Source organism: Exiguobacterium sp. SL-10 (assembly GCF_004337025.1).
Classification (GTDB): Bacteria; Bacillota; Bacilli; order Exiguobacteriales; family Exiguobacteriaceae; genus Exiguobacterium.
The window spans coordinates 487,209-511,114 of record NZ_SJUP01000001.1; the positions used below are offsets into that span (position 1 = coordinate 487,209).

26 protein-coding genes and 2 pseudogenes are annotated in these 23,906 nt (G+C 51.7%); 24 read left to right on the plus strand and 4 right to left on the minus strand.

What is annotated here, in order from left to right; genetic code table 11:
- Window positions 1–20: 20 nt before the first annotated feature.
- Window positions 21–314, minus strand: a complete 294-nt coding sequence (locus EVJ33_RS02465) for a hypothetical protein (RefSeq protein ID WP_021067239.1) — start codon at window positions 312–314, stop codon at window positions 21–23.
- Window positions 315–409: 95 nt separating this feature from the next.
- On the opposite strand from EVJ33_RS02465, the gene EVJ33_RS02470 reads away from it, so the two are divergent.
- Complete coding sequence (locus EVJ33_RS02470; protein WP_131434111.1) at window positions 410–658, plus strand: hypothetical protein; 249 nt, start codon at window positions 410–412, stop codon at window positions 656–658.
- A 33-nt stretch (window positions 659–691) separates the two neighbouring features.
- On the opposite strand, the gene EVJ33_RS02475 is transcribed toward EVJ33_RS02470, so the two are convergent.
- Window positions 692–2,227 (minus strand): FAD-dependent monooxygenase, encoded by a 1,536-nt coding sequence (locus EVJ33_RS02475; protein WP_131434113.1) that lies wholly within the window; start codon window positions 2,225–2,227, stop codon window positions 692–694.
- A 107-nt stretch (window positions 2,228–2,334) separates the two neighbouring features.
- On the opposite strand from EVJ33_RS02475, the gene EVJ33_RS02480 reads away from it, so the two are divergent.
- From EVJ33_RS02480 to EVJ33_RS02540, 13 genes and pseudogenes are all read left to right on the plus strand, one after another.
- Window positions 2,335–2,961 (plus strand): NUDIX hydrolase, encoded by a 627-nt coding sequence (locus EVJ33_RS02480; protein WP_131434114.1) that lies wholly within the window; start codon window positions 2,335–2,337, stop codon window positions 2,959–2,961.
- A 41-nt stretch (window positions 2,962–3,002) separates the two neighbouring features.
- Entirely contained in the window at window positions 3,003–3,203 is a 201-nt protein-coding gene (locus EVJ33_RS02485) for a DUF2187 family protein (protein ID WP_131434116.1), read from the plus strand.
- A gap of 17 nt (window positions 3,204–3,220) precedes the next feature.
- Window positions 3,221–4,405: a DUF2157 domain-containing protein gene (locus tag EVJ33_RS02490; protein ID WP_131434117.1), complete on the plus strand. Its 1,185-nt coding sequence runs from the start codon at window positions 3,221–3,223 to the stop codon at window positions 4,403–4,405.
- Complete coding sequence (locus EVJ33_RS02495; RefSeq protein WP_131434118.1) at window positions 4,402–4,866, plus strand: GDYXXLXY domain-containing protein; 465 nt, start codon at window positions 4,402–4,404, stop codon at window positions 4,864–4,866. The genes EVJ33_RS02490 and EVJ33_RS02495 overlap by 4 nt, the downstream gene beginning before the upstream one ends.
- A 226-nt stretch (window positions 4,867–5,092) precedes the next feature.
- Window positions 5,093–5,800 (plus strand): 3D domain-containing protein, encoded by a 708-nt coding sequence (locus tag EVJ33_RS02500; protein ID WP_131434119.1) that lies wholly within the window; start codon window positions 5,093–5,095, stop codon window positions 5,798–5,800.
- Between the two features lie 160 nt (window positions 5,801–5,960).
- Window positions 5,961–6,677 (plus strand): annotated as a pseudogene (locus EVJ33_RS02505) (ABC transporter ATP-binding protein); the annotation flags it as partial.
- A 10-nt stretch (window positions 6,678–6,687) separates the two neighbouring features.
- Window positions 6,688–8,193, plus strand: a complete 1,506-nt coding sequence (locus EVJ33_RS02510; protein WP_131434121.1) for an ABC transporter permease/substrate-binding protein — start codon at window positions 6,688–6,690, stop codon at window positions 8,191–8,193.
- Window positions 8,190–9,068 carry a diacylglycerol/lipid kinase family protein gene (locus tag EVJ33_RS02515; RefSeq protein WP_131434123.1) on the plus strand — a complete coding sequence of 293 codons (879 nt, stop codon included), beginning with the start codon at window positions 8,190–8,192 and terminating at the stop codon, window positions 9,066–9,068. Before EVJ33_RS02510 ends, EVJ33_RS02515 begins: the two co-directional genes overlap by 4 nt.
- Window positions 9,069–9,189: 121 nt before the next feature.
- The gene (locus EVJ33_RS02520; protein ID WP_131434125.1) at window positions 9,190–10,554 is read left to right on the plus strand and encodes a sodium-dependent transporter; all 1,365 of its coding nucleotides are present in this window, start codon (window positions 9,190–9,192) and stop codon (window positions 10,552–10,554) included.
- Window positions 10,555–11,152: 598 nt separating this feature from the next.
- Window positions 11,153–11,869: a 5-bromo-4-chloroindolyl phosphate hydrolysis family protein gene (locus EVJ33_RS02525; protein ID WP_131434127.1), complete on the plus strand. Its 717-nt coding sequence runs from the start codon at window positions 11,153–11,155 to the stop codon at window positions 11,867–11,869.
- A complete protein-coding gene (locus EVJ33_RS02530) occupies window positions 11,853–13,082 on the plus strand; it encodes a toxic anion resistance protein (protein ID WP_131434129.1) in 1,230 nt (409 codons plus the stop codon). The genes EVJ33_RS02525 and EVJ33_RS02530 overlap by 17 nt, the downstream gene beginning before the upstream one ends.
- Before the next feature lie 52 nt (window positions 13,083–13,134).
- Entirely contained in the window at window positions 13,135–13,710 is a 576-nt protein-coding gene (locus tag EVJ33_RS02535; protein WP_131434131.1) for a deoxycytidylate deaminase, read from the plus strand.
- A gap of 200 nt (window positions 13,711–13,910) precedes the next feature.
- Window positions 13,911–14,267: a hypothetical protein gene (locus EVJ33_RS02540; protein WP_131434133.1), complete on the plus strand. Its 357-nt coding sequence runs from the start codon at window positions 13,911–13,913 to the stop codon at window positions 14,265–14,267.
- Window positions 14,268–14,428: 161 nt separating this feature from the next.
- Here EVJ33_RS02540 and hisJ read toward each other — a convergent pair whose 3' ends face one another.
- Window positions 14,429–15,241: a histidinol-phosphatase HisJ gene (gene hisJ, locus EVJ33_RS02545; protein WP_131434135.1), complete on the minus strand. Its 813-nt coding sequence runs from the start codon at window positions 15,239–15,241 to the stop codon at window positions 14,429–14,431.
- A gap of 109 nt (window positions 15,242–15,350) precedes the next feature.
- Between hisJ and EVJ33_RS02550 the strand changes: the two genes are divergently transcribed.
- The 9 genes and pseudogenes from EVJ33_RS02550 (at window position 15,351) to hisIE (ending at window position 22,298) form a co-directional block, all read left to right on the plus strand.
- Window positions 15,351–16,274 (plus strand): ATP phosphoribosyltransferase regulatory subunit, encoded by a 924-nt coding sequence (locus EVJ33_RS02550; protein ID WP_131434137.1) that lies wholly within the window; start codon window positions 15,351–15,353, stop codon window positions 16,272–16,274.
- The gene (hisG, locus tag EVJ33_RS02555; protein WP_034777382.1) at window positions 16,271–16,879 is read left to right on the plus strand and encodes an ATP phosphoribosyltransferase; all 609 of its coding nucleotides are present in this window, start codon (window positions 16,271–16,273) and stop codon (window positions 16,877–16,879) included. The genes EVJ33_RS02550 and hisG overlap by 4 nt, the downstream gene beginning before the upstream one ends.
- Window positions 16,876–18,093, plus strand: a complete 1,218-nt coding sequence (gene hisD, locus EVJ33_RS02560) for a histidinol dehydrogenase (protein WP_131434139.1) — start codon at window positions 16,876–16,878, stop codon at window positions 18,091–18,093. The genes hisG and hisD overlap by 4 nt, the downstream gene beginning before the upstream one ends.
- Window positions 18,090–19,103, plus strand: coding sequence for a pyridoxal phosphate-dependent aminotransferase (locus tag EVJ33_RS02565; RefSeq protein ID WP_131434141.1), 1,014 nt, complete (start codon window positions 18,090–18,092; stop codon window positions 19,101–19,103). Before hisD ends, EVJ33_RS02565 begins: the two co-directional genes overlap by 4 nt.
- The gene (gene hisB, locus EVJ33_RS02570; protein ID WP_131434143.1) at window positions 19,090–19,677 is read left to right on the plus strand and encodes an imidazoleglycerol-phosphate dehydratase HisB; all 588 of its coding nucleotides are present in this window, start codon (window positions 19,090–19,092) and stop codon (window positions 19,675–19,677) included. The genes EVJ33_RS02565 and hisB overlap by 14 nt, the downstream gene beginning before the upstream one ends.
- The gene (gene hisH / locus EVJ33_RS02575) at window positions 19,674–20,261 is read left to right on the plus strand and encodes an imidazole glycerol phosphate synthase subunit HisH (protein ID WP_131434145.1); all 588 of its coding nucleotides are present in this window, start codon (window positions 19,674–19,676) and stop codon (window positions 20,259–20,261) included. Before hisB ends, hisH begins: the two co-directional genes overlap by 4 nt.
- Window positions 20,239–20,952, plus strand: coding sequence for a 1-(5-phosphoribosyl)-5-[(5-phosphoribosylamino)methylideneamino]imidazole-4-carboxamide isomerase (hisA, locus tag EVJ33_RS02580; RefSeq protein ID WP_131434147.1), 714 nt, complete (start codon window positions 20,239–20,241; stop codon window positions 20,950–20,952). Before hisH ends, hisA begins: the two co-directional genes overlap by 23 nt.
- The gene (hisF, locus tag EVJ33_RS02585) at window positions 20,945–21,712 is read left to right on the plus strand and encodes an imidazole glycerol phosphate synthase subunit HisF (RefSeq protein ID WP_131434149.1); all 768 of its coding nucleotides are present in this window, start codon (window positions 20,945–20,947) and stop codon (window positions 21,710–21,712) included. Before hisA ends, hisF begins: the two co-directional genes overlap by 8 nt.
- A pseudogene (hisIE, locus tag EVJ33_RS15865) lies at window positions 21,661–22,298 on the plus strand (bifunctional phosphoribosyl-AMP cyclohydrolase/phosphoribosyl-ATP diphosphatase HisIE). Before hisF ends, hisIE begins: the two are co-directional and overlap by 52 nt.
- 39 nt (window positions 22,299–22,337) lie before the next feature.
- Here the strand turns inward: hisIE and EVJ33_RS02600 are convergent.
- Entirely contained in the window at window positions 22,338–23,261 is a 924-nt protein-coding gene (locus EVJ33_RS02600; protein ID WP_131434155.1) for a DUF7916 family protein, read from the minus strand.
- Between the two features lie 90 nt (window positions 23,262–23,351).
- On the opposite strand from EVJ33_RS02600, the gene EVJ33_RS02605 reads away from it, so the two are divergent.
- Complete coding sequence (locus tag EVJ33_RS02605; protein ID WP_131434157.1) at window positions 23,352–23,906, plus strand: maltose acetyltransferase domain-containing protein; 555 nt, start codon at window positions 23,352–23,354, stop codon at window positions 23,904–23,906.

A 23,906-nucleotide genomic window follows, 5' to 3' on the forward strand; every position in this document is an offset into this window, starting at 1 on the left:
CTGAAGCTTCAGCGCCATTTTTATTTCAATAATTGTCGGGCCTTCTGTTCATCCTTGCGATGAACGAACAATGCGACCCGGTCGTCCAAGTTTTTCGCAAGCGGCCGGAACAGACGGCCGGTCGGCAAGCCGTGTTCGACACGGCAGGTGATGCCTTGTTCCGTCAAATACGTATAGTCGTCGAGTAGCGCCTCGCCTTGTTTGCCGAACGCCTCACCGAAGCGGACCCACTGTAAGTTACGGACGGCGCGAATCGAGACGAGTACGACGAATGTGATGCCTAAGACGATAATCAATATTGTTTCCAAGTTCAAAGCGTTCAACCCCTTCTTTACATAATTTTAAGGGCGCAACCGCTTGAAAGCAACAACGATAGACCGGTATACTCAAAAGAAAGTGAGGGATGACCATGAAAACAACGATTCAATCGCGTCGCGAAGCCGTGACACTATTAGAGGATAAGCACGTGCTCTACATCCGCATCCATAACGGACAGACCGGGATGATCAAACAAACGGATGAGGGTATCATCATCGCAATTCCGAATGAAGAGACAGATAAAGTCGATTTTCGCAAGTTAGAAGACATCGAAGCATTTGAGGCGTTCTACGATTTGACGCTCTCGAAGCCAGGGACGCTGTATTACAATCGAGCGTGAACAGAGCTCCACTCGTGACGAGTGGAGCTCTTGTCATAGTGCCGGCAACCAAGCCGCCATCGTCTGTTGCAACGACTCAGGACGGAGATGCCGCTGTTTATGAAGCAAATAACCGTCTGGTCGGATGACGAGTACGCCACGCTTCATGAACAATGACTTCGCGAGTTCGTTACCTTGGTCGAAGAATGGGCGGCTCGTCTTCGAAAGTGTGATGATTTGGAAGAACGATTGATGGTCGTTCAAATAGTCATATAGTGCGGTCGCATCACGCTGATCATCGTCGAGGATGATGACTTGGAACCGTCCGTCCGCGATTTCCGAGATTTTGGTGCGCAACCCGTCGTCGGTCCGTATGATCTCGATTTCTGGGAAAATCTTACCCTTGGCGACACGCAAGAACGGAATTCGGGAATGTCCGGGATAAGACAAGTGTAGTTGGGCGATCCGTTCCGTGATTTTTTGATTGATTAAGTTGACGCGCGTAAAGACGTCGGCACCGAGCGCTTGGAACGGCAAGAGGACAGGTAATGTCGTCTGTAACACTTCCGTCGCCACGTTCGTTGTCTGAAGCACGTTACGAGCCACGTGCTCTCTTTCGTCGCGATACGAGGCTACGACGCGGAACGGGGCACCGGCTTTCAAATGAAGCCACAACTTCCAACCGAGATTGAACGAATCGGCGATACCGGTGTTCATGCCTTGTCCGCCCACGGGTGAGTTGATGTGTGCGGCGTCTCCCATGAGAATGACGCGGTTGTGAATGAACGAGTCGACCATCCGGTTATGGACCCGGAAAAGCGAGAACCATTCGACTTCGTCAATCTCGACTTCCATATGGCTGCGCTGTTCGATTAACTTGCGCAGCTCTGACTCGTTGAACGATTCATCGTTCGCGAGGTTTCCCGTGATGCGGATCGTGTCATCCGTGAGCGGGAATACTTCTAAGACGCCCCGGTCGGAAAAGAAGATATGCACTTCTTCGCGCGAAATATTCCACTTGGCTTTCATATCGGCGAGCACCCACGACTCTTTAAACGACTTCCCGCTGAACGGAAGGGCAAGCATCCGTCGGATCGAACTATTCGCTCCGTCGGCCGCCACGACGTATTTAGCTTCGATTGTCCGATTCGACGCATCCGACTCAAGGTGGGCGAGAACTCGGGACGGATAGTGCGTCAATGAGACGAGTGATTCGCCGCGTTGGACAGCATGACCGTGTCCATTTAACGCATCCTCTAAAATCGCTTCCGTCTCATTTTGTCGTAGTAGCGTCACGAACGGGTAGGGCGTGACGAGACGAGAAAATTCAAGCTTGGCCGTCCATTGACCCGAGAAGTACAGATTACCTTTCTCGATAGTCCGTGCCCGGCCGAGCACTTCTTTGGCGACATCAAGACGAGAGAACACTTCAATCGTCCGAGGTTGAATCCCGATGGCACGGGAATTGTTCGACGGTGTCGTCTTACGATCAATAATTTCAAATGAGATTCCATACCTAGCTAACGTCAACGCGAGCGTGAGTCCGGTCGGGCCCGCTCCGACGATTAATACATCAACTTTTTTATCCATCACATCCACCAACTCCTATCGTTAATAATGATATTTCCGACATTTGATGCGTTTAAACGAGGAGACAGCGGTGGAAGTGTAGAAACAAAGAGAACGAGGTGGAGAGAATGGACAAATCATGGATCACGGAACAACATTTGCGTGACAGTTTCTCGATGGAAGAAAACTATGAACAGACGGCTGCCGTCCTGATTCCGTTGACCGAGGTCGACGGGACGTGGCATGTCGTCTTTGAAGTACGCGCCCATACGATGCGACGTCAACCCGGAGAGATTTCATTTCCGGGCGGCCGCCTCGATCCTGGTGAGACGCCGGTCGAGGCTGCGATCCGAGAGACGAGTGAGGAGCTGTTGCTCGCCTTGTCTGATATCGAAGTCATCGGTCGCCTGCAACCGGTCGCGACGCCGCATCGTCAACTCATCTACCCGTTCGTTGGGGTGATTCCGCGGCTGCCGGACGTCCATCACACAGATGAGGTCGATCACTTATTTTCCGTTCCGGTCGAGACGCTGCTTTTGCTCGCCCCGTTCCATGGCGAGATGGAATGGACGATGAATCCGGATCAAAATATCCCGTTTGAGCGGATGGCGAATGCTAAAGCGTACGAAAAACGGGTAATTAAAATGAGAGAACCTTTTTATGAACATGAAGACTACATTATTTGGGGATTGACTGGAAAAATTTTGACACAATTTATTAAACGGCTTAAAGAAAACGTATTCAAACCGATATAATTTCGTTATAATGATAGAAACAAATTTAAGATTGGAAGTGAATGGGTGTGTCTGTAGAATTCGTTGTGGGTGATATCGTCAAGTCAACTCGTGAAGGTTGGGTCGCAGAAGTGACTGCCGTATTGACCAATACGGTCATCGGGGACGTTTCCATCATGGAAGAATTTCAACAACTGGGTCTCGAATTCGAGAAACAAGTTTTATTGAAAACAGATTTGGAATTGATCGAACGCGCCAGCTGACCTTTTAACCGAAAGGGATGATTCAGGTGTCCATTGACAAAAAAGTACGTGAATGGAAAGAGGCCGGTTTACTGGATGAAGTGACCGGTCAGCGCTTGGTCGAATATGAACATAAGAAATTGGCGGTCGGTGACAAACGTGAGCACAAACCGCCTATTCTTGTGATTATCGGATCGATTTTACTGGCGCTCAGCCTCTTCAGCTTTGTCGCGGCCAATTGGCAAGCGATTCCCGACCTCATCAAAATAGCCATTTTCTTATCATTCATGGTTGCGATGTACGTTGCGGCCGAACGCCTGCAAGTGAAGGCATCGCGTTATGTCACACTGTTCCGTCTGTTGGGCGTCGCTTTTTTTGTCGCCACAATGATTGTCATTTTCTCGACGTATAATCTGTCCTCGCAAATTCCGTTCTTATTCTGGTTATTCCTTGCCGTCGCAGTCCTACACAGATTGATGTATAAGCATCCCATTTATACGTTCTTGGCTGCGCTCGCTGCCTTTTTGGCGATCACGAACAGTTTTCAAGGCATCGGACTCCTGTTGATCATGTTCGGTCTGATTGTGACCTGGATTTGGTTCCATTACGGAGACAACGAGCTTGATCGCATTTTCGCCTGGTTCACCTTTTATGGTCTCCTCATCACAATCGGTCAATACGCAGGTTACGAAGGTCGCTTTTGGCCGCTATGGGCACTTGCCGCCTTGCATATCTTATTCTTGGTTTATCGCGAGCGGGGACAGTGGAATTATTTGTACCTCTTCGTCGCGGCGATCCTATCGATTGGTTATTTGATCAATGCGACAGAAGGCTGGTTGTCCCAGCGACAACCGTCCGTCATCGAAGCGACGATGCTGTCGGTCGTTCTCGTCGCTGTCTATTTGTTGCACCGGCGCCAGGATTTGATATGGGTCAGCTTACTCGCCGTCATTCCGTTTTCGTTATTCGAAGACACGGGCATCTTGCTTGCGGTATTGCTCGAAGTGGTCGCACTCGCATATCTCGTCTATCAAGACCATAACCGCAAACCGATCGTCCTCGCTTTCATCTATTTCTTGCTCATCCAAATGACGATCTATTTCATTTACGTTTGGGATCGACTCGACATTTCATTGTTTTTCCTCATCGGAGCATTGATCGTCTTCGCGTTGTCGCTCGCATTATGGTGGCGTAGCCGTTCGAGAGGGGATGCTCAGACATGAAACGATGGACGCCTTGGTTAGTGCCGGTTGTGCAAGTAGTGATTGCGATTGGTTTTATTTTGCTCGTCTATGCGGTCTCTTGGTTTGGAGAAACATATACGTTCAAAGCGACGTCTTATGAGCCGTATGACCCGTTCTTTGGGGACGTTGTCTATTTAGAGTATGATTCGTTTGAAGGCAGACAAGATGTCGAATCAGGGACCATATACGTCTCGTTCAAGACCGGGGACGATGGGTACGCGACCATCGATCGGGTCAGTTCAAGACCGTTCTTCGGTGGCACACGGGCTAACTATTACGACCGGCAAGTGTATATCGATGACATGAGTTCGTATCGGGTCGTTGAGGAAGAAACGTCGGCGATCGAAGGAGCGAAAACGTTCGAAGTGGATGTCGACGTAGCGCCATGGGGCATGGTGAGACCCCATAATCTACGGTCAATTGAAGCTGAAACAGAATGACAATCAGATTACAGATTTGTTACAGGCGATATTGTAACGAATCTGTAATTTTTTGCGGAATCGCTTGGTAATACTGACTAAACAGCAAATGTTACAGATTGTAACCTCTTCTTTCGTCATGTGTCAGAAATATTTCACTTCATCAAAATCTCTTCTCGTGGTTAGAACAGCATGGTAAATTTACTCCTGTTCGTTAGACGACGAGAAAGGTGTTGACCTATTGACTATGCATTCATTAAAATATATGGTCGCGATCCTATTTACCGCATTCGGAACGTTCGTGTTTGCTGCGACGGCCGATGCCGCCCAAATTGGAATCGGGACTGAACAGAAAATTGTCCAAAACCCACTTGAATTAGAACGCCAGGCGATCGAGCTGGAGCGCCAACAAAAAATCGAACGTGAGAAACGTCTTGCCGAAGAGAAACGATTGGCCGAAGAAAAAGCCAAACGTGAACAGGCCGAGCTCGAAGCGAGAGCGAAAGCAGAGCGAATAGCTGAAGAAAAACGCGTCGCTGCTGAGAAGGCACGACAAGAAGAAGCGAAACGTCAAGCCGCAACGAAAGCCGAGATGAAGCAACAAGCGGCATCAAGCGCGACTGTGACACCGGTCTCGACACAAGGACGCGTCATTCAAGCCGAGTCGACGGCGTATACGAACGATGCGGCTGACAACGGCTCTTACGGGGGACGGGTCTTGACGGCGACAGGCCATGACGTGACGGATTCGATTTATGTTAACGGCATGCGCATCATTGCCGTCGATCCATCTGTCATCCCGCTCGGAACGATCGTTCAAATCGAAGGGATTGGTCAAGCGATTGCTCTCGATACAGGCGGTCGCATCAAAGGGAACATCGTCGATTTACTGGTCGACACGAAAAGCGAGGCCATCAATTGGGGCCGTCGCCATGTCACCATCACATTGCCATGATTTAAAGGTTCTCCTTCCCGGAGGACCTTTTTTAGCGTCCATTCACCTAATATGGGCGTTAGCGGGCGATGCGAGCACGTTACATTGTTTAACAAACGTTGGAAACGGGCAAACTAATATTTGACTTTCATGAAAAGTTACGAGCCGAGGAGGGGTAGAGTTGATAGAATTTCAAAACGTATCCAAGCGCTACGAAGACGGGACGTTAGCCGTCAAAGACTTGGATTTGACAGTACACAAAGGGGAGATTTTTGTCTTGATCGGTCCATCCGGGTGTGGCAAGACGACGACGATGAAAATGGTGAATCGACTAATCGATCATACCGACGGGAAAATTTTAATTGATGGGAAAGAGATTTATCAATTCGATATTTTTGAGTTACGTCGCAATATTGGTTATGTACTCCAACAAATTGCCTTATTCCCTCATTTAACGGTCGAGGAAAACATTTCCGTCGTCCCTGAACTGTTGAAGTGGCCGAAACAGAAAACGAAAGACCGCGTAACTGAACTCATGGAGATTGCCGGACTGGACCCTGTCTTGCGGGCTAAAAAACCGACCGAACTCTCGGGCGGACAACAACAACGGGTTGGGGTGCTCCGCGCGCTCGCGGCCGACCCAGAGGTTATCTTGATGGATGAGCCGTTCTCGGCACTTGACCCGATTAGCCGGGGACAACTTCAAGACGATATTAAACGTTTGAACGATGAACTCGGGAAGACGATTCTTTTCGTAACGCATGACATGCAAGAAGCGATGAAACTCGGAGACCGCATCGCCTTGATGCGTGACGGCGAATTGGTCGTCATCGGTACTCCAGATGAAATCAGAGCGAGTACGGACCCGTTCGTCCTCGACTTTACACAACGCGGAAGAGGTGAGGTAGATGCTTGAGACATTTCAAAACCGGCGGGGAGAACTCGTCGAGGCACTGATCGAGCATTTACAGCTCTCCGTCGTATCACTCTTGATTGCCGTCTTGATCGCGGTCCCACTCGGGATTTGGTTGACGCGCCGCAAGAAAGTGGCCGAGACCGCCATCGGTCTCACTGCCATCATTCAAACAATTCCTTCATTGGCGCTCCTCGGTCTTATGATTCCGCTCGTCGGAATCGGTGCCTTGCCGGCGACGATCGCTCTCGTATTATATGCTTTGTTACCAATTCTTCGTAACACGTTCACAGGCTTGAATGAAGTCGATAAATCGCTCATCGAAGCGGCACGAGCTTGTGGCATGAAACCGAACCAAAGCTTGATGAGAGTCGAGCTCCCACTCGCCTTGCCGGTCATCATGGCCGGGATTCGAACGGCGATGGTGCTCATCGTCGGGACGGCAACACTCGCTGCCCTCGTCGGAGCCGGTGGACTCGGGACGTTGATTCTTCTCGGAATCAACCGGAATGACAACTACTTGATTTTGCTTGGCGCCATTCCGGCAGCCATCCTCGCCCTCTTGTTCGACTTCCTGCTACGGCAGATGGAAGGTGCGACGGCGACGCGTAACAAGACGAAGCTGATCGCTGTTTCGACCGTGTTGGCACTGATCATCGCGGCACCGCTCGCGCTCGGTCGTACCCAACAGACCGACCTCGTCGTCGCCGGAAAACTTGGGCCTGAGCCTGAGATCTTAATGAACATGTATAAACTGTTGATTGAGGAAGAGACCGATTTGACCGTTTCCGTCCGTCCAAACTTTGGTGAGACGACGTTCGTTTGGGGAGCGCTTCAATCCGGTGATGTCGATATCTATCCAGAATTCACAGGGACGGTACTCGCCAGTCTCGTGAAAGAGACGCCAAACTCAAATGACGCTCGCGAAGTATATGAACAAGCGCGTGGCGCGTTGGCTGATGACGGTTACGCGTTGCTTGAGCCGATGCAGTTCAACAACACATATGCCATTGCCATCCCACGCGACTACGCCGAAGAGGAAGAGATCACATCGATTTCTGATTTACGCAATGTGCAAACGGACATTGCAGCCGGTTTCACGCTCGAGTTTACGGACCGTGAAGACGGATACCCTGGGCTTCAGCAGGCGTACGGACTCGACTTCCCATCTGTCGTCTCGATGGAACAGAAACTCCGTTACCGTGCCATCGCACGCGGTGACGTCAACCTCGTCGATGCCTACGCGACGGACCCTGACATCGCTGAGAATGATTTGCTCGTCCTTGAAGACGATCAACAGTTCTTCCCGCCATATCAAGGGGCACCGTTACTCAAACAAGAAACGTTAGACGAGCACCCTGAAATCGAAGACGCCCTCAATCAATTGGCCGGCAAAATTACAGATGAAGAGATGTCTGAACTCAACCGCCGTGTCGCGTATGGGAATGAGCGTGCTTATGACGTCGCGCAAGACTTCCTGGAGCAAGCAGGTCTTTTATGAGAGCCATGATTATCTCGAACCCAAAATCCGGTGCAAGTGAAACGATGCTCGGTGAGGTCGTCGGGACAGTCGAATCCTTGTATGACGAGATTTTGATTCGAAAGACGCTCGGACAAGGAGATGCGGCCCGCTTCGCCGAGGAAAGTGCTCCATTCGAACACTTGATTGTCATCGGCGGGGACGGGACCCTGCATGAGGTCGTTAACGGCCTCATGGTACTTCCGAAGGACGAGCGGCCGACGGTCGGCCTCATCCCAGGCGGTACGTGTAACGATTTTGCCCGTGCCCTCGATTTACCGGTCGAACCGATTGATGCGGCCCGGTTATTGAAGATGAGTCATGTCCAACCGGTCGATGTCATGCGGATCAATGAGCGGTACGGCCTCAATTTTATTGGGGTCGGTCTCATCGCTGATGCGTCGCGGCAAATTGACCCGCTTCAAAAAGAATCACTCGGTTCCATCGGCTACTTTTTAGCGACGATTCGTCAGTTCAGGGAAGTCGACCCGTTCGACATCCGTATCGAACAGGACGGAGAAATCGTTCATGACGGTCCGGTCAGCTTTTTATACGTCGGGAACGGGGCATATCTCGGGACAGTCCCGACGAAACTCCCGACCCAGTCGTTCACCGACGGACTCGTCGAAGTCGTCCACAGTTCAGCCATCGGCTTTCCGATGATCCGGCAACTGCTCACGCAACAACTCGGGCTCGAACAGTCATCCCCGGAGTGGGTCCATCTGCAAATGCCCCAGTTGACCGTCCACTTGAGTGAATCGCAGATTATCGACGTCGATGGGGAGCATTTCGAGTCGGACACATTACACATCGACGTATTGCCGAGTGAATTGACGTTTCTTGTCCCATCCCACTAAATGAACAGACAGAGAAAAGAATTCAGACTTTTCTCTGTTTTTTGTTGTCCTCGTTTCTGAACCGTGTTAGTATTTCACTATTATTATGAAAAAGATATGAAAACAGGAAGTAGGGATGGTAATGGCGCAAAATTCGTTCGCCTCAAAAATTGGATTCATCTTAGCGGCTGCAGGGTCAGCGATTGGTCTCGGTGCAATCTGGAAATTTCCGTATGTCACCGGCACAAGTGGAGGCGGCGCCTTTTTGCTCATGTTTTTAGCGTTCACGCTCTTACTCGGTTTACCGTTGTTAATCGGTGAGTTCATCGTCGGACGCTCGACTCAAAAGACGGCATTGCTCGCATTTAAAAAGCTCGGCCACGGCCGTTGGACGCTCGTTGGTTACCTCGGCGTCATCGCATGTTTCTTATTGCTCTCATTCTACAGCGTCATCGGCGGGTGGGTCTTGATTTATGTCGGTCTTGGATTAAGTGGGACATTGAATGGACGTTCGCCTGACGAGTTCGGTGCCGTCTTCGGGGATGTCGTTTCATCGCCAGGCATCGCCGTGTTCGGTCAATTCTTGTTCTTATTGATTACGCTCTTGATCGTCTTAAAAGGCGTCGAAGCAGGGATCGAGCGGATGAGTAAAATTTTGATGCCGCTCTTGTTCGTCAGTTTCATCGTGCTCGTGATTCGCTCGTTGACACTCGACGGGGCAATGGAAGGGGTTCGCTTCTTCTTGCAGCCTGACTTCTCGGCCTTGACGGGTGAATCGGTCTTGTTCGCCCTCGGCCAAGCGTTCTTCTCGCTATCGCTCGGAGTCGCGGCCATGTTGACGTACGCGTCCTACATTAAGACGAAAGGGACGCTTAATCGTTCGGCGAATATGATTGTGCTATTGAATATCGCCGTCTCGCTATTGGCGGGTCTCGCGATTTTCCCGGCTGTGTTTGCATCAGGACTCGACCCGGCTGAAGGCCCGGCGCTCCTCTTCGTTGTCTTGCCGGCCGTCTTCAATCAAGTGCCGCTCGGCGGGTTCTTCATGGTCTTGTTCTTCCTCTTGTTCACGTTCGCCTCAATCACATCGTCAATCGCGATGCTAGAAGTCGTCGTCGCCGGTGTGACCGACAGACTGAATGAAAAGAAACAGACGATGTCGAAACGGAACGTCACGCTCTTATCGGCGGCGATCGTCTTCGCGGTCGGGATTCCTTCAGCTCTCTCGTTCGGTGTCATGAGCGAGTTACAATTCTTTGATGGAATGACGTTCTTCGATGTGATGGATTACGTCGTCAGCTACGTTTTGATGCCGATCGGCGCGCTTCTGACCTCCATTTTCGTCGGATATGTCGTTGATCAACGCATCTTGAAAGAAGAGATTCAAACGTCGGATGTCGGTGTGAAGCTGTATCCAGTGTGGCGCTTCCTTATTCGCTACATCATTCCGGTGACGGTCGCCGTCGTCATGGTGTCGACATGGATCACTACGTTGCTTGAAACGTAACCTGTTTATTAAAAACATCCTCTCGCTACATATGGTGTAGTAAGAGGATGTTTTTCGTTTAAAAAGGTTCAGGAGAAGGTGGGCTTATGCACTAAAAACAACATGATGACAACACCTAGGGTAGCGATGGCAAACACCTACATATTCCGTTCTGTCTGACGCCAAATGGCATTGATGCCGATGACTGTCGCAGCGATGATGACCACAATTCCTTCAATAGAGAAGATGTTCCCTGTAATTCGAGATATACCTATGAAAGCTAAAGTAGTTTAGATGGCGCTCAAGACAACAAATAGGAAAAAAACGATGGAAAGTTTCCCAAATGAGATCTTTGGAAATGTAAATATGCTGTTCAGCTCCTTTTGTGCTTCGTTGAGACGAATAACAATCGTCTTGGCTTTGAGAGTACTTGTATATGAAGATGCCCTGTTATTTAAAAGTTCATTTCGAGTATTAGGTGAAGGATGGTCGAGACTATTTCGTTCTTGCGACCGAGAGAGCGCCAGGTATCATTATGCTAAGCTTATAAAGATGACGAAACTTTTTTTGAAGGGTCACGTAAGGTACAATAGAAGTATCATGAGACGAGGTGAAACGGATGAAAACATGGATGAAATGGGCCCTGACCGGGGCGATCCTATATTTTGCCATAAACGTTTTTGATTTTTCTTGGCTGTTTATCATCGTCGGGGCGCTCGTATTAAACGAAGTGTGGTCGACCAATAAACGCCGGAAGCGGGCGCCGGCTCCTGTTGCCAAACGGGCCAAGAAGAAACTGCTGCTCGATGAAGACGAGCCGTTCGTTGGTTCGCGCATCTTGAAACCGCTTGAAGAAGCGGCACCGGTGCGTCAGTTCGAGGCGACCGACGACTTAGAGCTTCAATTTTTACAGCGGACGATTGAGCAAGGCTATGAAAAGCTACAACAGATTGACCGCGTCTTGCCGGAAATCAAGGATATCGAGGTGCGGCGTGAGATGAAGGCCGTTTCGAAAGAAGCTCACGAACTGTTCGCTGAGTTGTTCGAAAATCCACAAGACGCGAAACATGTGCGTGACTTGTTCACGTTCTATTTGGATTCACTCGTGTCGGTCGTATTGAAATTCAAAGAACTAGAAGGAAAACGCGTCGTCATTCAAGAAGAGACACGTGAACAGCTGATCACCAATATGCAACTCATCGTCGACAAGTTCAAACAGCAACGCAGCCGTCTATTAGAAGATGATGCGGTTGACTTTGAACGAGAGTTGATCATGATGGAAAAAGTATTGGCCGATCAACCAGAAGGGAGAAAAAAACATGACTTCATCGAATGAAACGAACTGGCAGTCATGGCCAGAAGAAGAGCTCACTTCACAGACGAAAACGAAGACGGAGACCGATGCGATTTCGGACCCGTCCGTGGATTGGTCATCAATGACAGAGAAACATGAGGTGCCGGCCATTCAAGTCAATGCCGACGTCCCACAAGCGCATCGGGAACGGATCACCCGCATCGCCGAATCGATCGATATTAAAAAGACGGATTCGGTCATGTTGTTCGGTTCGAACGTGCAACGTGAACTATCACAATTCTCAGACCAAATCTTGACTGAGGTCCGGATGAAAGATGGCGGAGACGCCGGCAAGCTATTGTCCGACTTGATGCAGAACGTGCGCAAGATGGACCCGGACATGTTGCAACCGGAGAAGAAGAGTTTTATGGACAACCTACCGCTCATCGGTCGGGCCAAGAAGAAAGCCGAGAACTATAAGTTACAGTTCGAAAAAATGAGCGTCTATTTAGAAGAGGTCATCCATAATCTAGACCGGGCCAAGTTCGGCTTGATGAAGGATATCACGATGCTCGATCAAATGTACGACAAGAACAAGCGTTACTTCGAAGAACTCAACGTCTATATCGCCGCTGGTGAGACGAAACTCGACCACGTGCGTAGCTATGAGATTGCCCCGCTTCGCCAAGAAGTCGAGATGTCAAAAGACCAGGTCAAACTGCAACAGTTGAACGACATGATCCAACTCGCGGACCGGTTCGAGAAAAAGTTGCACGACTTGAAATTGAGCCGGACGATCAGCTTACAGATGGCACCCCAAATCCGGGTCATCCAGCAAAACAACCAGATTCTAGCCGAGAAAATCGAGTCGGCGGTCGTCAATACGATCCCCCTCTGGAAAAACCAAGTCGTGCTTGCGCTCAGCTTGACGCGACAAAAGACGGCGCTCCGGATGCAGCAAGACGTCACGAAGACGACGAACACGTTGCTCGAGCAGAACTCGAAGATGTTGAAAGACTCGTCAATCGAGATTGCCACGGAGAACGAGAAAGGGATCGTCTCGGTCGAATCGCTCAAAGTGGCGCACGAGAACTTGCTCTCGACGCTCGATGAGACGCTCCGGATTCAACAAGAAGGACGACAGAAACGTCGTGAGGCCGAACGTGAACTCGATCGGATGGAGCACGAGTTGAAAGAGAAAGTCATCGAGATCGCTTCAAAAAACAAAGAGTTGCCAAAAGAGACTGGGTATTGAACGAGGAAAGTCTGAGTGCTCAGACTTTCCTTTTCTTCGAGGAGGATACAACATGGAAAAACAACGGCTATGGGATGAGACGTGGTTACAGTTCGCCGATATGATGGCGGTACGTCATTCGAAATGTGCCTCAAAAAGTGTCGCTTGCGTCATCGTCAAAGATGAGAAGCCGATTTCAATCGGCTTGAACGGGACGCCACCGGGGCATACGAACTGTAATGAAATCTTTTTAAAGCGGGAAGACGGCTTTTATAAACGGGACGAGTACGTTTCGCCGGATGCGGTCGAATTGCTTGAGGAACCGGAATCGATCATCCATGAGGGTGTGACATTTATTAAATGTTCGGACCCATACGACCACCACAACTGGTCAAAACAACATGAAATCCATGCTGAAATCAATGCGATTGGAAAGCTCGCTGCGGATTCGACGAACGCGTTCGGTGCGACGGCGTACGTGACCCATTCACCGTGCCACGCCTGCTCGCTTGCCTTGATTGCGTCCCGTGTGGCCCGTGTCGTCTATGCGGTTGGCTATGAGCATGGCGACGGCCTCGATTTGATGCGGGAGAGCGGGATTGATGTGGTACATATGCCGCTTGAAAAAAGTTTCAAAAACGCATTGTAAACGTTTACATTCGGTGTTATATTATTAATGTACTGCCAATGGTGTTTTACTCTTCCATTATTCGTCTCTCTTCGGAGGGACCTTTTTTTATGTCTAGGTAAAGGTGAGACAAAGTTTACACATAATGTTCAATATTTCACAATCTTTTCGGGGATTTCTTTCTTATAATGAAAGTAGATTAACGAGAGGGGAAATGTTACATGGAAAAACAAGTTCGTTTCACAGATGGTGCCTATGAAGTGGAAGCGTTGATCACACTCGAAGAGGTGTGGGAAGATAAATTTGCGATTGGGACGCATAAAGAGCTCGCTGTCAAATCGTTGAAAATCAATGGGAACGACGTTTCGGAGTTGAAGCACGTTCGGGCGTTGCTTCGCTATTACCCGACGCTCGGTGTCTCGGGCATCTTGCTTGCGCTTGACGGTGCAGCCGCTGAGATTGTCGCCTTGTCGGGGGACACGGATCCGGCGCTCCAGTTTGTTGAGCTCGTTGCGTTGCAAATGGACGAGGTCTCGACTGAAGAATTGAAAGATTTATACGCTGAGATGGCGGTTTAATTTCGTAAGGATGACGTTCATGTCATCCTTTTTCTATTTTTGGGTTGCATCACCAGGGAAGTATGGTATGATTGTCAATAGATGAAGAAATGGAACGCCATATCGTTATCGACAACCAAAAATGGGGATCTAGATAGCTAGATCGCTGTGAAAAGCCACGTTCATAGGAACGTGGCTTTTTTTTGTATAAATTTGAAATCAGCAGCGAGATCACTAGCGACATGTGCGTCTGAACCGAGCACGAACGGGATGCCGAGAGTGGTCGCCTCGATCGCGACATCAATCGCGTAAGGTTGCTCACAATCCGGTTTACGGAGCCCGGCCGTATTCAGATCGAGTCCGAAACCGCGTGTGGCGATGGTGTGTAGCAAGCGCGTCTGTTCGTCCCGGACATTCAAACGATTCCACGTGTAATTGTGCTGATATTTGATTGGTAAATCGATATGTCCAATCCGGTCCACTTTCAGTCGCTCCCATGGGTATGAAAGGCCCGTTGTGAGTGACGTGTAATAACGACGCATCACAGCCTCGAACGAGCCGAAACGTTCGACGAGTACATGAAACGTCTCCGCTGAGAAGTCGACAGGCAGGAGCTCGTCGTCGACGAGTAGAAAGTGTTGGGACAGGATTGTCTCATCAAGGTCTGCTGCGTATGGTTCAAGTAAAGACAACGTCTCCGATTCATAACCAGGCAAGTAGTCGATTTCCAGTCCGATACGGATGTCGAACTCGGGATTCGCTCGCTTCAGCGTTTGCAAAGCTTCTATATAATGTGGGAGCGAATCGAGCGCCATCGCCGAGTCTTGATCGGGCGTCGGGTCGTGAAATCGTTCGGGGAGCGGCGCATGCTCCGTGAACGTGAGCGTTTTAATTCCAAGCTCCGACGCGCGATTTATATACGCTTCAAGCGAATCAGACGAGCCATGTGGGCAAAATGGGGTGTGAAGGTGACCATCACGGGTAAAGTCAATCATTGGTCAACATTCCTTTCGAGTTCGCCGGTTGACAGCACCGGCTTGGTTTGATAAATTTAACACACTACTTTAGTTTGGTAAAGTGATAATAAGATAAAGGGTGATATTGATGATCTGGTTCAACACAAAAGGATCCATCCCGGAAGGATGGCACGAATTGCAAGGGGAGGACGTCTTGCGTCCGAAGCAGTGGATGTTGTCATTTTTAGAACGAGCCGAGTCAAATGGCTACAGTGTCATTGAGCCGCCGCTCGTGGAATATTATTCTCACTATCAAGACTTGGCCTTATTTGATGAATCGGCCTATTATCGCCTGTTCGGGAACGATGGCGAGTTGCTCGTCATGCGTCCTGACTATACGCTACAAATCGCGCGGAAGCTCGCCGATGGTCATGAGCCGATGCGCGTCGCCTATGCGGGGGCCGTCTATCGACGTACCCCGAAGCATTCGGGTCAGCCGCACGAACGTCAACAACTCGGACTGGAATGGATTGACGGCGACGCAGCCGATATGGAGCTGATCGCGTCATTCCTCAGTATGACCGAGCACGTGTTGCCGCAAGACGGCCTTCGGATTCAAGTCGGCTCGGCTGCTTTGGTCGCGGCCGTGGCGGAAGAGGCTGGCATTCCAGAGCGGACACTACGCCAATATTTGGCACTCCGCAACCTAGAATCACTCCGTGACCTCGCAGATACGTATCAATACCCGTTAATCGCGAAGTTACCGTTCTTAATCGGTGATTCGGCGCTTACTGAATTACGGGAAGCCGCCGAGCCAGGGCTGACAGTGGCGATCGATGAAGTAGAGCGAGCGGTCGAGCACTTACGCGCCATCGGTTTGAACGTATCGTATGACTTTGGTCAGACTGGTGATTTCGACTATTATTCGGGCTTGACGGTGACAGGAAGCATCGACGGGCGACGCGTCCTCTCAGGTGGCCGCTATGATTCGTTGTATGGACATTTCGGTCAATCACGTCGAGCATTTGGATTGTCGCTCGATTTAGAACAGTTAGGTGAGGTGATTTTATGAAAGTGGCCATTGCGAAAGGGCGCATTGAAAAAGCGGCCCGTGACTATTTCGAACAAGTCGGATTAACCGTTTGGCCGGAAAAACGCGGCCGGGAATTGACGGTTGAAGTCGACGGTCACGAGTTCATCTTCGTCAAAGGCGATGACGTCTATAAATACGTCATGCACGGTGCAGCGGATGTCGGCGTCGTCGGTGGCGACATTTTACGAGAGAAGACGCCTGGCGTCCTCGAAGTCGTCGATTTGCCGTTCGGACGTTGCCGGATGGCGGTCTGTGGACCGAAAGAACGAAAGAACGGAACGAAAAAACTGAAAGTCGCGAGCAAGTATCCGAATATCGCCATTTCTCACTTCGCTTCGAAACGTCAGAACGTCGAAGTGATCGCGTTGAACGGTTCGGTTGAACTCGCACCACTTACAGGACTCGCCGATTGTATCGTCGACATCGTTGAGACGGGGGCGACGCTCCGCGCGAACGACCTCGAAGAATACGAGACGATTTTCACGGTGAACGCCAAGTTCATCACGAGTGAGACGGCGCTCGCCAACGACCCTGATGAATTGAAGGCGTGGATTCGTCGTTTAAGCAAGGAGGAAGCGAAATGAGTACGGAAACGAATCGGAGCCGGCGTGAAAGCTGGGCGGAAGCAGTTAAGCCAATTCTCGAGGCCGTGGAGTCTAACGGAGACGAGGCGCTCCTCGCGTTCACAAAGAAATTTGATGGTGTCGATCTCATCGAAACGGTCGACTTGACATCCTTCACGCCACCTGAGGCGTACGGGGAGTTGACCGATGCGTTGACGCTCGCCGCCGAACGGATTCGCGCGTTTCACGAGCGTCAGCGTCGTCAAGAGGACGTGTATGAAGATGGCATGTTCCGGCTCGGACGTCGTTTCATGCCACTCGACTCGGTCGGCGTGTACGTTCCAGGCGGGACGGCCGTCTATCCCTCAAGCGTCTTGATGAACATCATCCCGGCGAAAGTCGCAGGTGTGAAACGAATCGTCATGGTGACGCCACCGAAACGAGATGGCATCGACTTGTCGCTATTGATTGCGGCAAAAATCGCAGGGGCAGATGAATGTTATCTCGTCGGTGGGGCACAAGCCGTCGCCGCCCTTGCGTTCGGCACCGAGACCATCAAATCGGTCGATAAAATCGTCGGACCTGGGAACGCCTATGTCGCGACAGCCAAATCGCTCGTCTCCCATATCGTCGGCATCGATTCAGTCGCCGGACCTTCTGAAGTACTGATCATCGCCGATGAGACGGCCAATCCGAAATGGGTCGCCGCCGACTTGCTCGCCCAAGCCGAACATGACGTCGAAGCGACGGCACTCGCTCTCGTCACGTCAGCCGAGTTGGCCGAACGAATCGATCAGGAATTGACTCACCAGCTGGCTGAGTTGCCACGCCGTGACATTGCGGTCGAGGCATTGAAGCGAGGCGGGGTACGCGTCATGTCGAGCGAACGTGCAATCGAGGTCGCCAATGAAATGGCAGCCGAGCACGTGCAACTCGCCGTCGCCAATCCGGAAGGCTACATGCAAGCCATCCGTCATGGCGGATCATTCTTCCTCGGTCATGAAGCGGCGGAGGCGTTTGGCGATTACATCGCTGGACCGAACCACGTCCTGCCGACGAGCGGGACGGCCCGCTTCTCGAGCGGCCTCTCGGTCGATGATTTTTATCGGAGACAAACGTTCCTTCAAATGACGGAGCTCGATGAGCGCATCACGCGTGCCGCGATTCGCATTGCCCAACAAGAACAACTTGACGGCCACGCCCGGGCGATGGCGGTCCGATTGGAGGACGCATGAGACTGAACTATGAGACGATTCCACGCTACGTCCCGCATGCGGTCAAAGGACACGCGTTGAATCAAAACGAAAGCCAATACGAGTTTCCAGAGCGATTAAAGACGGCCATCCGAGAGCTTCCGCTCGACTTGAGCCATTATCCGGTCGACGAGTTGACGGCGCTGAAACAAAGCTATGCGGCATATGCCGGTGTGAGCCCACAACAACTCATGGTCGGCAGTGGCAGCGATGAATTACTCGCGATACTTTGTCAGGCCCTCCTCGATGCCGATGACGTCGTCGCCGCACCGCTTCCCGATTTTTCGATGTATGGCATATACACGCACATCGCCCGCGGGAATTTCGTGCAACCGGATGCGGACGGCTTGTCGTTCGAGGCGCTCATGCAAACGATTGAAACGGAACGACCGAAGCTCGTCCTCGTATCGAATCCGAACAATCCGACCGGGAAGATGTGGTCGCTCGATGATCTCGAGACGATTGCCCGCCGAGTCCCATATCTTGTCGTCGACGAGGCGTATATCGATTTCACGATTGAGGACTCATTCAAAGACCGCCTCGCGGACCATGCGAACGTCATCATTCTCCGGACGTTATCGAAAGCGTTCGGACTCGCAAATCTGCGCATCGGCTTCATGATCGCCGATGAGCGCTTGATCGAGAAGATTGATCGGTTCCGCTCTCCGTTCAATGTGAGTGGGCTGAGTGCGGCCGTGGCGACGGTCGTGTTGAACGACTCCAATTACATCGGAGAGTCGATTATGTTCCATCAAACGCAACGAAAAAAACTTGAATCATTGCTCACCCCAATCGGTAACGTGCTACCGAGCCGAGCCAATTTCCTATATGTCGAGACAGCGGACAGCAAGGCGTGGGCAGAACGCTTCCTGGAGAAAGATGTCCATGTTCGTGCGTTCGCGGACGGGATTCGTGTCAGTGCTGGCACTGACGAGGCGTATCGATTGATTCAACAAACGATAGAAGAGGTGACTTCACTTGAGAACAGCTGAGACGAAACGAGAGACGAAAGAAACGAACATCGAGCTCAAGCTTGATTTGAACGGGACGGGACAAAGTGACATCAAAACAGGCGTCGGCTTCTTTGATCACATGCTGACGTTGTTCGCGTTCCACAGCCAAATTGATTTGACGGCCCATGTCGAAGGGGACACATGGGTCGACGCCCACCACACGGTCGAAGACGTCGGAATTGCCCTCGGGCAGATGATTAACGAGGCGCTCGGCGACAAAATCGGGATTCGTCGCTATGGCACGAGTTATTTGCCGATGGACGAGACGCTCGCGCGTGCCGTCGTCGACGTGTCTGGCCGCCCGTTCCTCGTTTACCGGGCCGATATTAAAAATCCGAAACTCGGTGATTTTGATACCGAGCTCACCGAAGAGTTTTTCCGGGCCGTGGCGATGAACGCCCGCTTGACGCTTCATCTAGAAGTACTTTATGGATCGAACTCGCACCATATGATTGAAGGGCTTTTCAAGGCGTTCGGTCGCGCCCTCGCTGAAGCGATTGGGCAAGACGGGTCAAACCGACTCCCTTCAACGAAAGGACGGATCGAAGGATGAAAGTCGCGGTCATCGATTATGGAATGGGCAACGTGTTCAACGTTGAACGGGCACTCCAAGCCATCGGCTGTTACGTCACCATCACCAACGACCCCGTGGACATCGAGGCGGCTGACGCCATCTTGCTACCGGGAGTCGGGGCGTTCCCGCAAGCGATGCAATCGTTGAATGAGACGGGACTGATTCCGCTATTGAAACGGTCGGCACAGGAAAAGCCGTTCCTTGGCATTTGCCTCGGTATGCAGCTCTTATTCGAGTCGAGTACGGAAGGGATGCCGACAGAAGGACTCGGTTTGATTGAAGGACATGTCGAGCGGATGCGGGCGAAACGTCTGCCGCACGTCGGATGGAACTCGATTTTACGAGACGAGGACGTCTATTTCGTTCACTCGTATCACGTCGTGACCGATCCGGTCCATGTCGTCGCTTCTGCCGACTATATGGGGGAGAATGTGCCCGCCATCGTGCAAAAAGGACTCGTCACGGGGATGCAGTTCCACCCGGAGAAGAGCGGCGCGTTTGGACTCAGTTTATTGAAAGAATGGAAGGAGGCGGTCGAACGTGAGATTACTACCGGCCATTGATTTGATTGACGGAAAAATCGTCCGTTTGACGGAAGGCGATTTCAATACAGAAGAACAATACGGAGACCCGTATGAGAAGTTGAAGGAGTGGCAAGGACGTGTGCCGATGCTCCACTTGATTGACCTCGAAGGTGCGAAAGCAGGAGAACCGAGACATCTCGATGTCGTCCGCTTTGCCAAAACGTGTGGCTTCTTCGTCCAGACCGGCGGGGGCATCCGTTCCGAGGAAGCGCTTGACGCGGTCATGGCGACTGGGGCGGACCGAGTCTTGCTCGGGACAAAAGCGTTCACAGACCCGGATTTCTTGGACCGGGCGCTCGCGAAGTACGGTGACCGTGTCGCCGTCGCCCTCGATGCCTATGATGGCATCGTCGCCGTCAACGGTTGGCAAGAAGCGACCGACTTAAAAGATATCGATGCCGCGAAAGGGCTCGTTGACCGTGGTGTCAAGACGATTCTCTATACGGACATCGGGTCGGACGGGAAGTTGAACGGACCGAACCTCGAACGCATGAAGACGCTCCGTGAAGCCGTATCGGTCACGCTCATCGCCTCGGGCGGTGTGACGACCGAGACTGATGTCGAGGCGCTTCAAGCGGCTGGAATCGATGAGGCGGTCGTCGGGAAGGCACTACTTTCTGGCCAAGTCAGCCTCGATGACTTAATCGAGTGGGAGGCGCGCCATGCTTAAACGACGCATCATCCCGTGTCTTGATGTGAAAGACGGTCGTGTCGTCAAAGGAATCGAATTTGTGGCGCTTCGGGACATCGGAGATCCTGTTGAAATCGCGAAATATTACGATGCCTCTGGTGCCGACGAACTTGTCTTTTTAGATATCACCGCAAGTACGGAACGCCGCCAGACGATGCTTGACGTCGTCAGTGCCGTGGCCCGGAAAGTGTTCATCCCGCTCACGGTCGGCGGGGGCATCCGTTCGCTTGAGGACATCTCCTCGCTCCTTAAAGCCGGAGCCGATAAAGTGTCGCTCAATACGCTCGCTGTCGAATCACCCGATTTAATTAAACGGGCGGCCGAACGATTTGGGTCACAATGTATCGTCATCGCTATCGACGTCAAGTTTGAGGACGATGATTATTTCGTCTATACGTATGGCGGCAAGAACCGGACCGAGTTACGGGCCGTCGACTGGGCGCAGCAAGTGGCCGCACTCGGGGCGGGCGAATTGCTCGTCACGTCGATGAATCAAGACGGCAAGCAGAGCGGCTATGATTTGCGAATCCTTGATTTGCTTCGCGAGGCCGTCGATATCCCGATTATTGCCTCTGGCGGTGCCGGGAACGCGAATCATGTCGTCGACGCGCTCGAGAAAGTCGATGCGGCGCTACTCGCCTCGATTTTGCATGACCGGAAAACGACAGTGGAAGAGGTGAAACACGTATGCAGCGAGCACAACTTGCCGATGCGGTTCGTTACGACGCAAACGGATTGATTCCAGCCATCATCGTGTCGACAGAAGACGATGCTGTCCTCATGTTAGGTTACATGAACGATGAGGCGATTCAGAAGACGCTCGAGACGAACACGGTCACGTTCTGGTCACGTTCGAAAGGACGACTTTGGATGAAAGGGGAGTCGAGTGGAAATACGCTCGAACTCGAAAGCATCCACGTCGATTGTGACCAAGACGCGCTCTTGGTCCGTGTCCGTGCCAATGGGCCGACGTGTCACACGGGAAATCGAAGCTGCTTTTTCACGGAGGTGGAAGGATGATTCACGAATTAGAGAAGTTGATTCAAGAGCGGCAGGCGTCACCGAAAGAAGGGTCGTATACGTCATATCTATTCGACCAAGGTGTCGACAAGATTGCCAAGAAATTTGGAGAAGAGTCGTTCGAGGTCGTCATCGCGGCACTGAACAATGTAGATTTGGTCGAGGAGTCAGCGGATCTCTTGTACCACTTGCTCGTCTTGCTCGCCGCCAAAGGGGTGTCATTACAAGACGTCGAGGCGCTCCTCGCCAAACGGCACGGGACGACGACACCGGCGAAGCCACGGCGGGACGTCACCGACTGGTAACACAAAAAGGAACGAAGCCCATTGCGGCTTCGTTCCTTTTTAGCGGTTGACCGAGGCGGCCATGCGGATATACGTATGGCGTCGTCCACGGATCGCAATCGATAACGCTTGAATGTTCTCCGGTGTGGCGATCCCGGACAGACCGGCATCGCCGATATGGAAGATGTCGGTCCCGCCGCGCTTCGAGGACAAGGCGATGTCACGGATCGTCGCTTCATCGGACCCTTCCTGCGACGTACCGATGGCGGCGACGACGAGCTTGTTCAACGCCTGAATCTCGCGTGTCACTTCATAAAATTCGTCTTCGCGGACGCCGGGAACGGTCCCAGGCGCAGGAATCAAGATGATGTCGGCCCCGGCTTCAGCGAAGCGGACGTATGCCTCTTGGTCGAGTACACGGCCGACGCCGGCTTGATGCATCTTCCCGGCGATGATGACGCCCGCGAACTCTTGGCGTGCGTTAATGATGGCTTGCTCAATCGCCTCGTTCGTCACCCCGGTGTTCGGATTGCCGGTCAAACAGATGAAGTCGATCCCGAGCTCTGATGCTCTAGCGAACGCTTCCCGTGTCGCCAACCGTCCTTGTTTCACGTCATACATATCCTCCGATTTCTCAGAGAAGTCGACCGGTTCGAGGTTGACCCCAATCGGCAAACCGACGAGGCGCTTCAATTCCATGATTGGATTGTCAGACATCGTCTCGCCGGGTACGTTCCCGAACAAGGCGTGGCTTTCGAGACCTTTTATGTATGGATGGAACACGTCGAACATATTCAACAGGATCATATCGGCCCCGAACGCCCGAGCGAGTTCGGCGTTCGTCACTTCTGGATAGAGTGGCTGCACGGTCGGGATGACCTCGGCGAGTACGGTCCGACCCTCGGCCTTCCGAATCGATCCGATCAAATCCGAGCGGTTGAACGTCAAGAAATCACTGGCCCTACAATCAAGAATTCGTTTCATCGATTTATTCCTCCTCTAGTTCGTCATGGTCCTATTCCCCGTTTCGTCAGAAATTCCTCTATACTAAAAAAAGAAAAGGGGGAGAAGCGGATGACAGAAAAAGAAAAAATGATTCAGGGCGAGCTTTACTTGGCCGGGGATGACGAGCTTGTCGCCGATCGGCGTCAGGCGCGGCGTTTGACGGAACGGTTCAATCGGTCCGGCATCGATGAACTCGACGAACGAAAAGCAGTGTTAGCAGAGCTATTCGGCTCGACCAGGGGTTCGTTTTATTTGGAGCCGACGTTCAAATGCGACTACGGCTATAACATTCATCTCGGGGAGCGGTTCTTTGCCAACTTTGACTGTGTGTTCCTCGACATTTGTCCAATCACGTTCGGTGACGATTGCATGCTCGGACCTGGTGTCCACGTCTATACGGCGACGCATCCGCTTGACCCGATCGAACGAATTTCGGGTCTTGAATACGGGAAACCGGTCACGGTCGGGCATCGGTTGTGGATTGGCGGCGGCGCCATCTTGAACCCTGGGGTGACGGTTGGCGATGATGCGGTCATCGCCTCTGGTGCCGTTGTGACGAAAGATGTGCCAGCCCGTGCCGTCGTCGGGGGTAATCCGGCGAAAGTCATCAAACTCATTCCGTGA

Bases quoted from the DNA above. Each gene is read 5' to 3' on its own strand.
- EVJ33_RS02470 (WP_131434111.1), top strand. From the start codon at position 410: ATGAAAACAACGATTCAATCGCGTCGCGAAGCCGTGACACTATTAGAG.
- EVJ33_RS02475 (WP_131434113.1), bottom strand. From the start codon at position 2,227: ATGGATAAAAAAGTTGATGTATTAATCGTCGGAGCGGGCCCGACCGGA.
- EVJ33_RS02480 (WP_131434114.1), top strand. From the start codon at position 2,335: ATGGACAAATCATGGATCACGGAACAACATTTGCGTGACAGTTTCTCG.
- EVJ33_RS02485 (WP_131434116.1), top strand. From the start codon at position 3,003: ATGGGTGTGTCTGTAGAATTCGTTGTGGGTGATATCGTCAAGTCAACT.
- EVJ33_RS02490 (WP_131434117.1), top strand. From the start codon at position 3,221: ATGATTCAGGTGTCCATTGACAAAAAAGTACGTGAATGGAAAGAGGCC.
- EVJ33_RS02495 (WP_131434118.1), top strand. From the start codon at position 4,402: ATGAAACGATGGACGCCTTGGTTAGTGCCGGTTGTGCAAGTAGTGATT.
- EVJ33_RS02500 (WP_131434119.1), top strand. From the start codon at position 5,093: ATGCATTCATTAAAATATATGGTCGCGATCCTATTTACCGCATTCGGA.
- EVJ33_RS02510 (WP_131434121.1), top strand. From the start codon at position 6,688: ATGCTTGAGACATTTCAAAACCGGCGGGGAGAACTCGTCGAGGCACTG.
- EVJ33_RS02515 (WP_131434123.1), top strand. From the start codon at position 8,190: ATGAGAGCCATGATTATCTCGAACCCAAAATCCGGTGCAAGTGAAACG.
- EVJ33_RS02520 (WP_131434125.1), top strand. From the start codon at position 9,190: ATGGCGCAAAATTCGTTCGCCTCAAAAATTGGATTCATCTTAGCGGCT.
- EVJ33_RS02525 (WP_131434127.1), top strand. From the start codon at position 11,153: ATGAAAACATGGATGAAATGGGCCCTGACCGGGGCGATCCTATATTTT.
- EVJ33_RS02530 (WP_131434129.1), top strand. From the start codon at position 11,853: ATGACTTCATCGAATGAAACGAACTGGCAGTCATGGCCAGAAGAAGAG.
- EVJ33_RS02535 (WP_131434131.1), top strand. From the start codon at position 13,135: ATGGAAAAACAACGGCTATGGGATGAGACGTGGTTACAGTTCGCCGAT.
- EVJ33_RS02540 (WP_131434133.1), top strand. From the start codon at position 13,911: ATGGAAAAACAAGTTCGTTTCACAGATGGTGCCTATGAAGTGGAAGCG.
- hisJ (WP_131434135.1), bottom strand. From the start codon at position 15,241: ATGATTGACTTTACCCGTGATGGTCACCTTCACACCCCATTTTGCCCA.
- EVJ33_RS02550 (WP_131434137.1), top strand. From the start codon at position 15,351: ATGATCTGGTTCAACACAAAAGGATCCATCCCGGAAGGATGGCACGAA.
- hisG (WP_034777382.1), top strand. From the start codon at position 16,271: ATGAAAGTGGCCATTGCGAAAGGGCGCATTGAAAAAGCGGCCCGTGAC.
- hisD (WP_131434139.1), top strand. From the start codon at position 16,876: ATGAGTACGGAAACGAATCGGAGCCGGCGTGAAAGCTGGGCGGAAGCA.
- EVJ33_RS02565 (WP_131434141.1), top strand. From the start codon at position 18,090: ATGAGACTGAACTATGAGACGATTCCACGCTACGTCCCGCATGCGGTC.
- hisH (WP_131434145.1), top strand. From the start codon at position 19,674: ATGAAAGTCGCGGTCATCGATTATGGAATGGGCAACGTGTTCAACGTT.
- hisF (WP_131434149.1), top strand. From the start codon at position 20,945: ATGCTTAAACGACGCATCATCCCGTGTCTTGATGTGAAAGACGGTCGT.
- EVJ33_RS02600 (WP_131434155.1), bottom strand. From the start codon at position 23,261: ATGAAACGAATTCTTGATTGTAGGGCCAGTGATTTCTTGACGTTCAAC.
- EVJ33_RS02605 (WP_131434157.1), top strand. From the start codon at position 23,352: ATGACAGAAAAAGAAAAAATGATTCAGGGCGAGCTTTACTTGGCCGGG.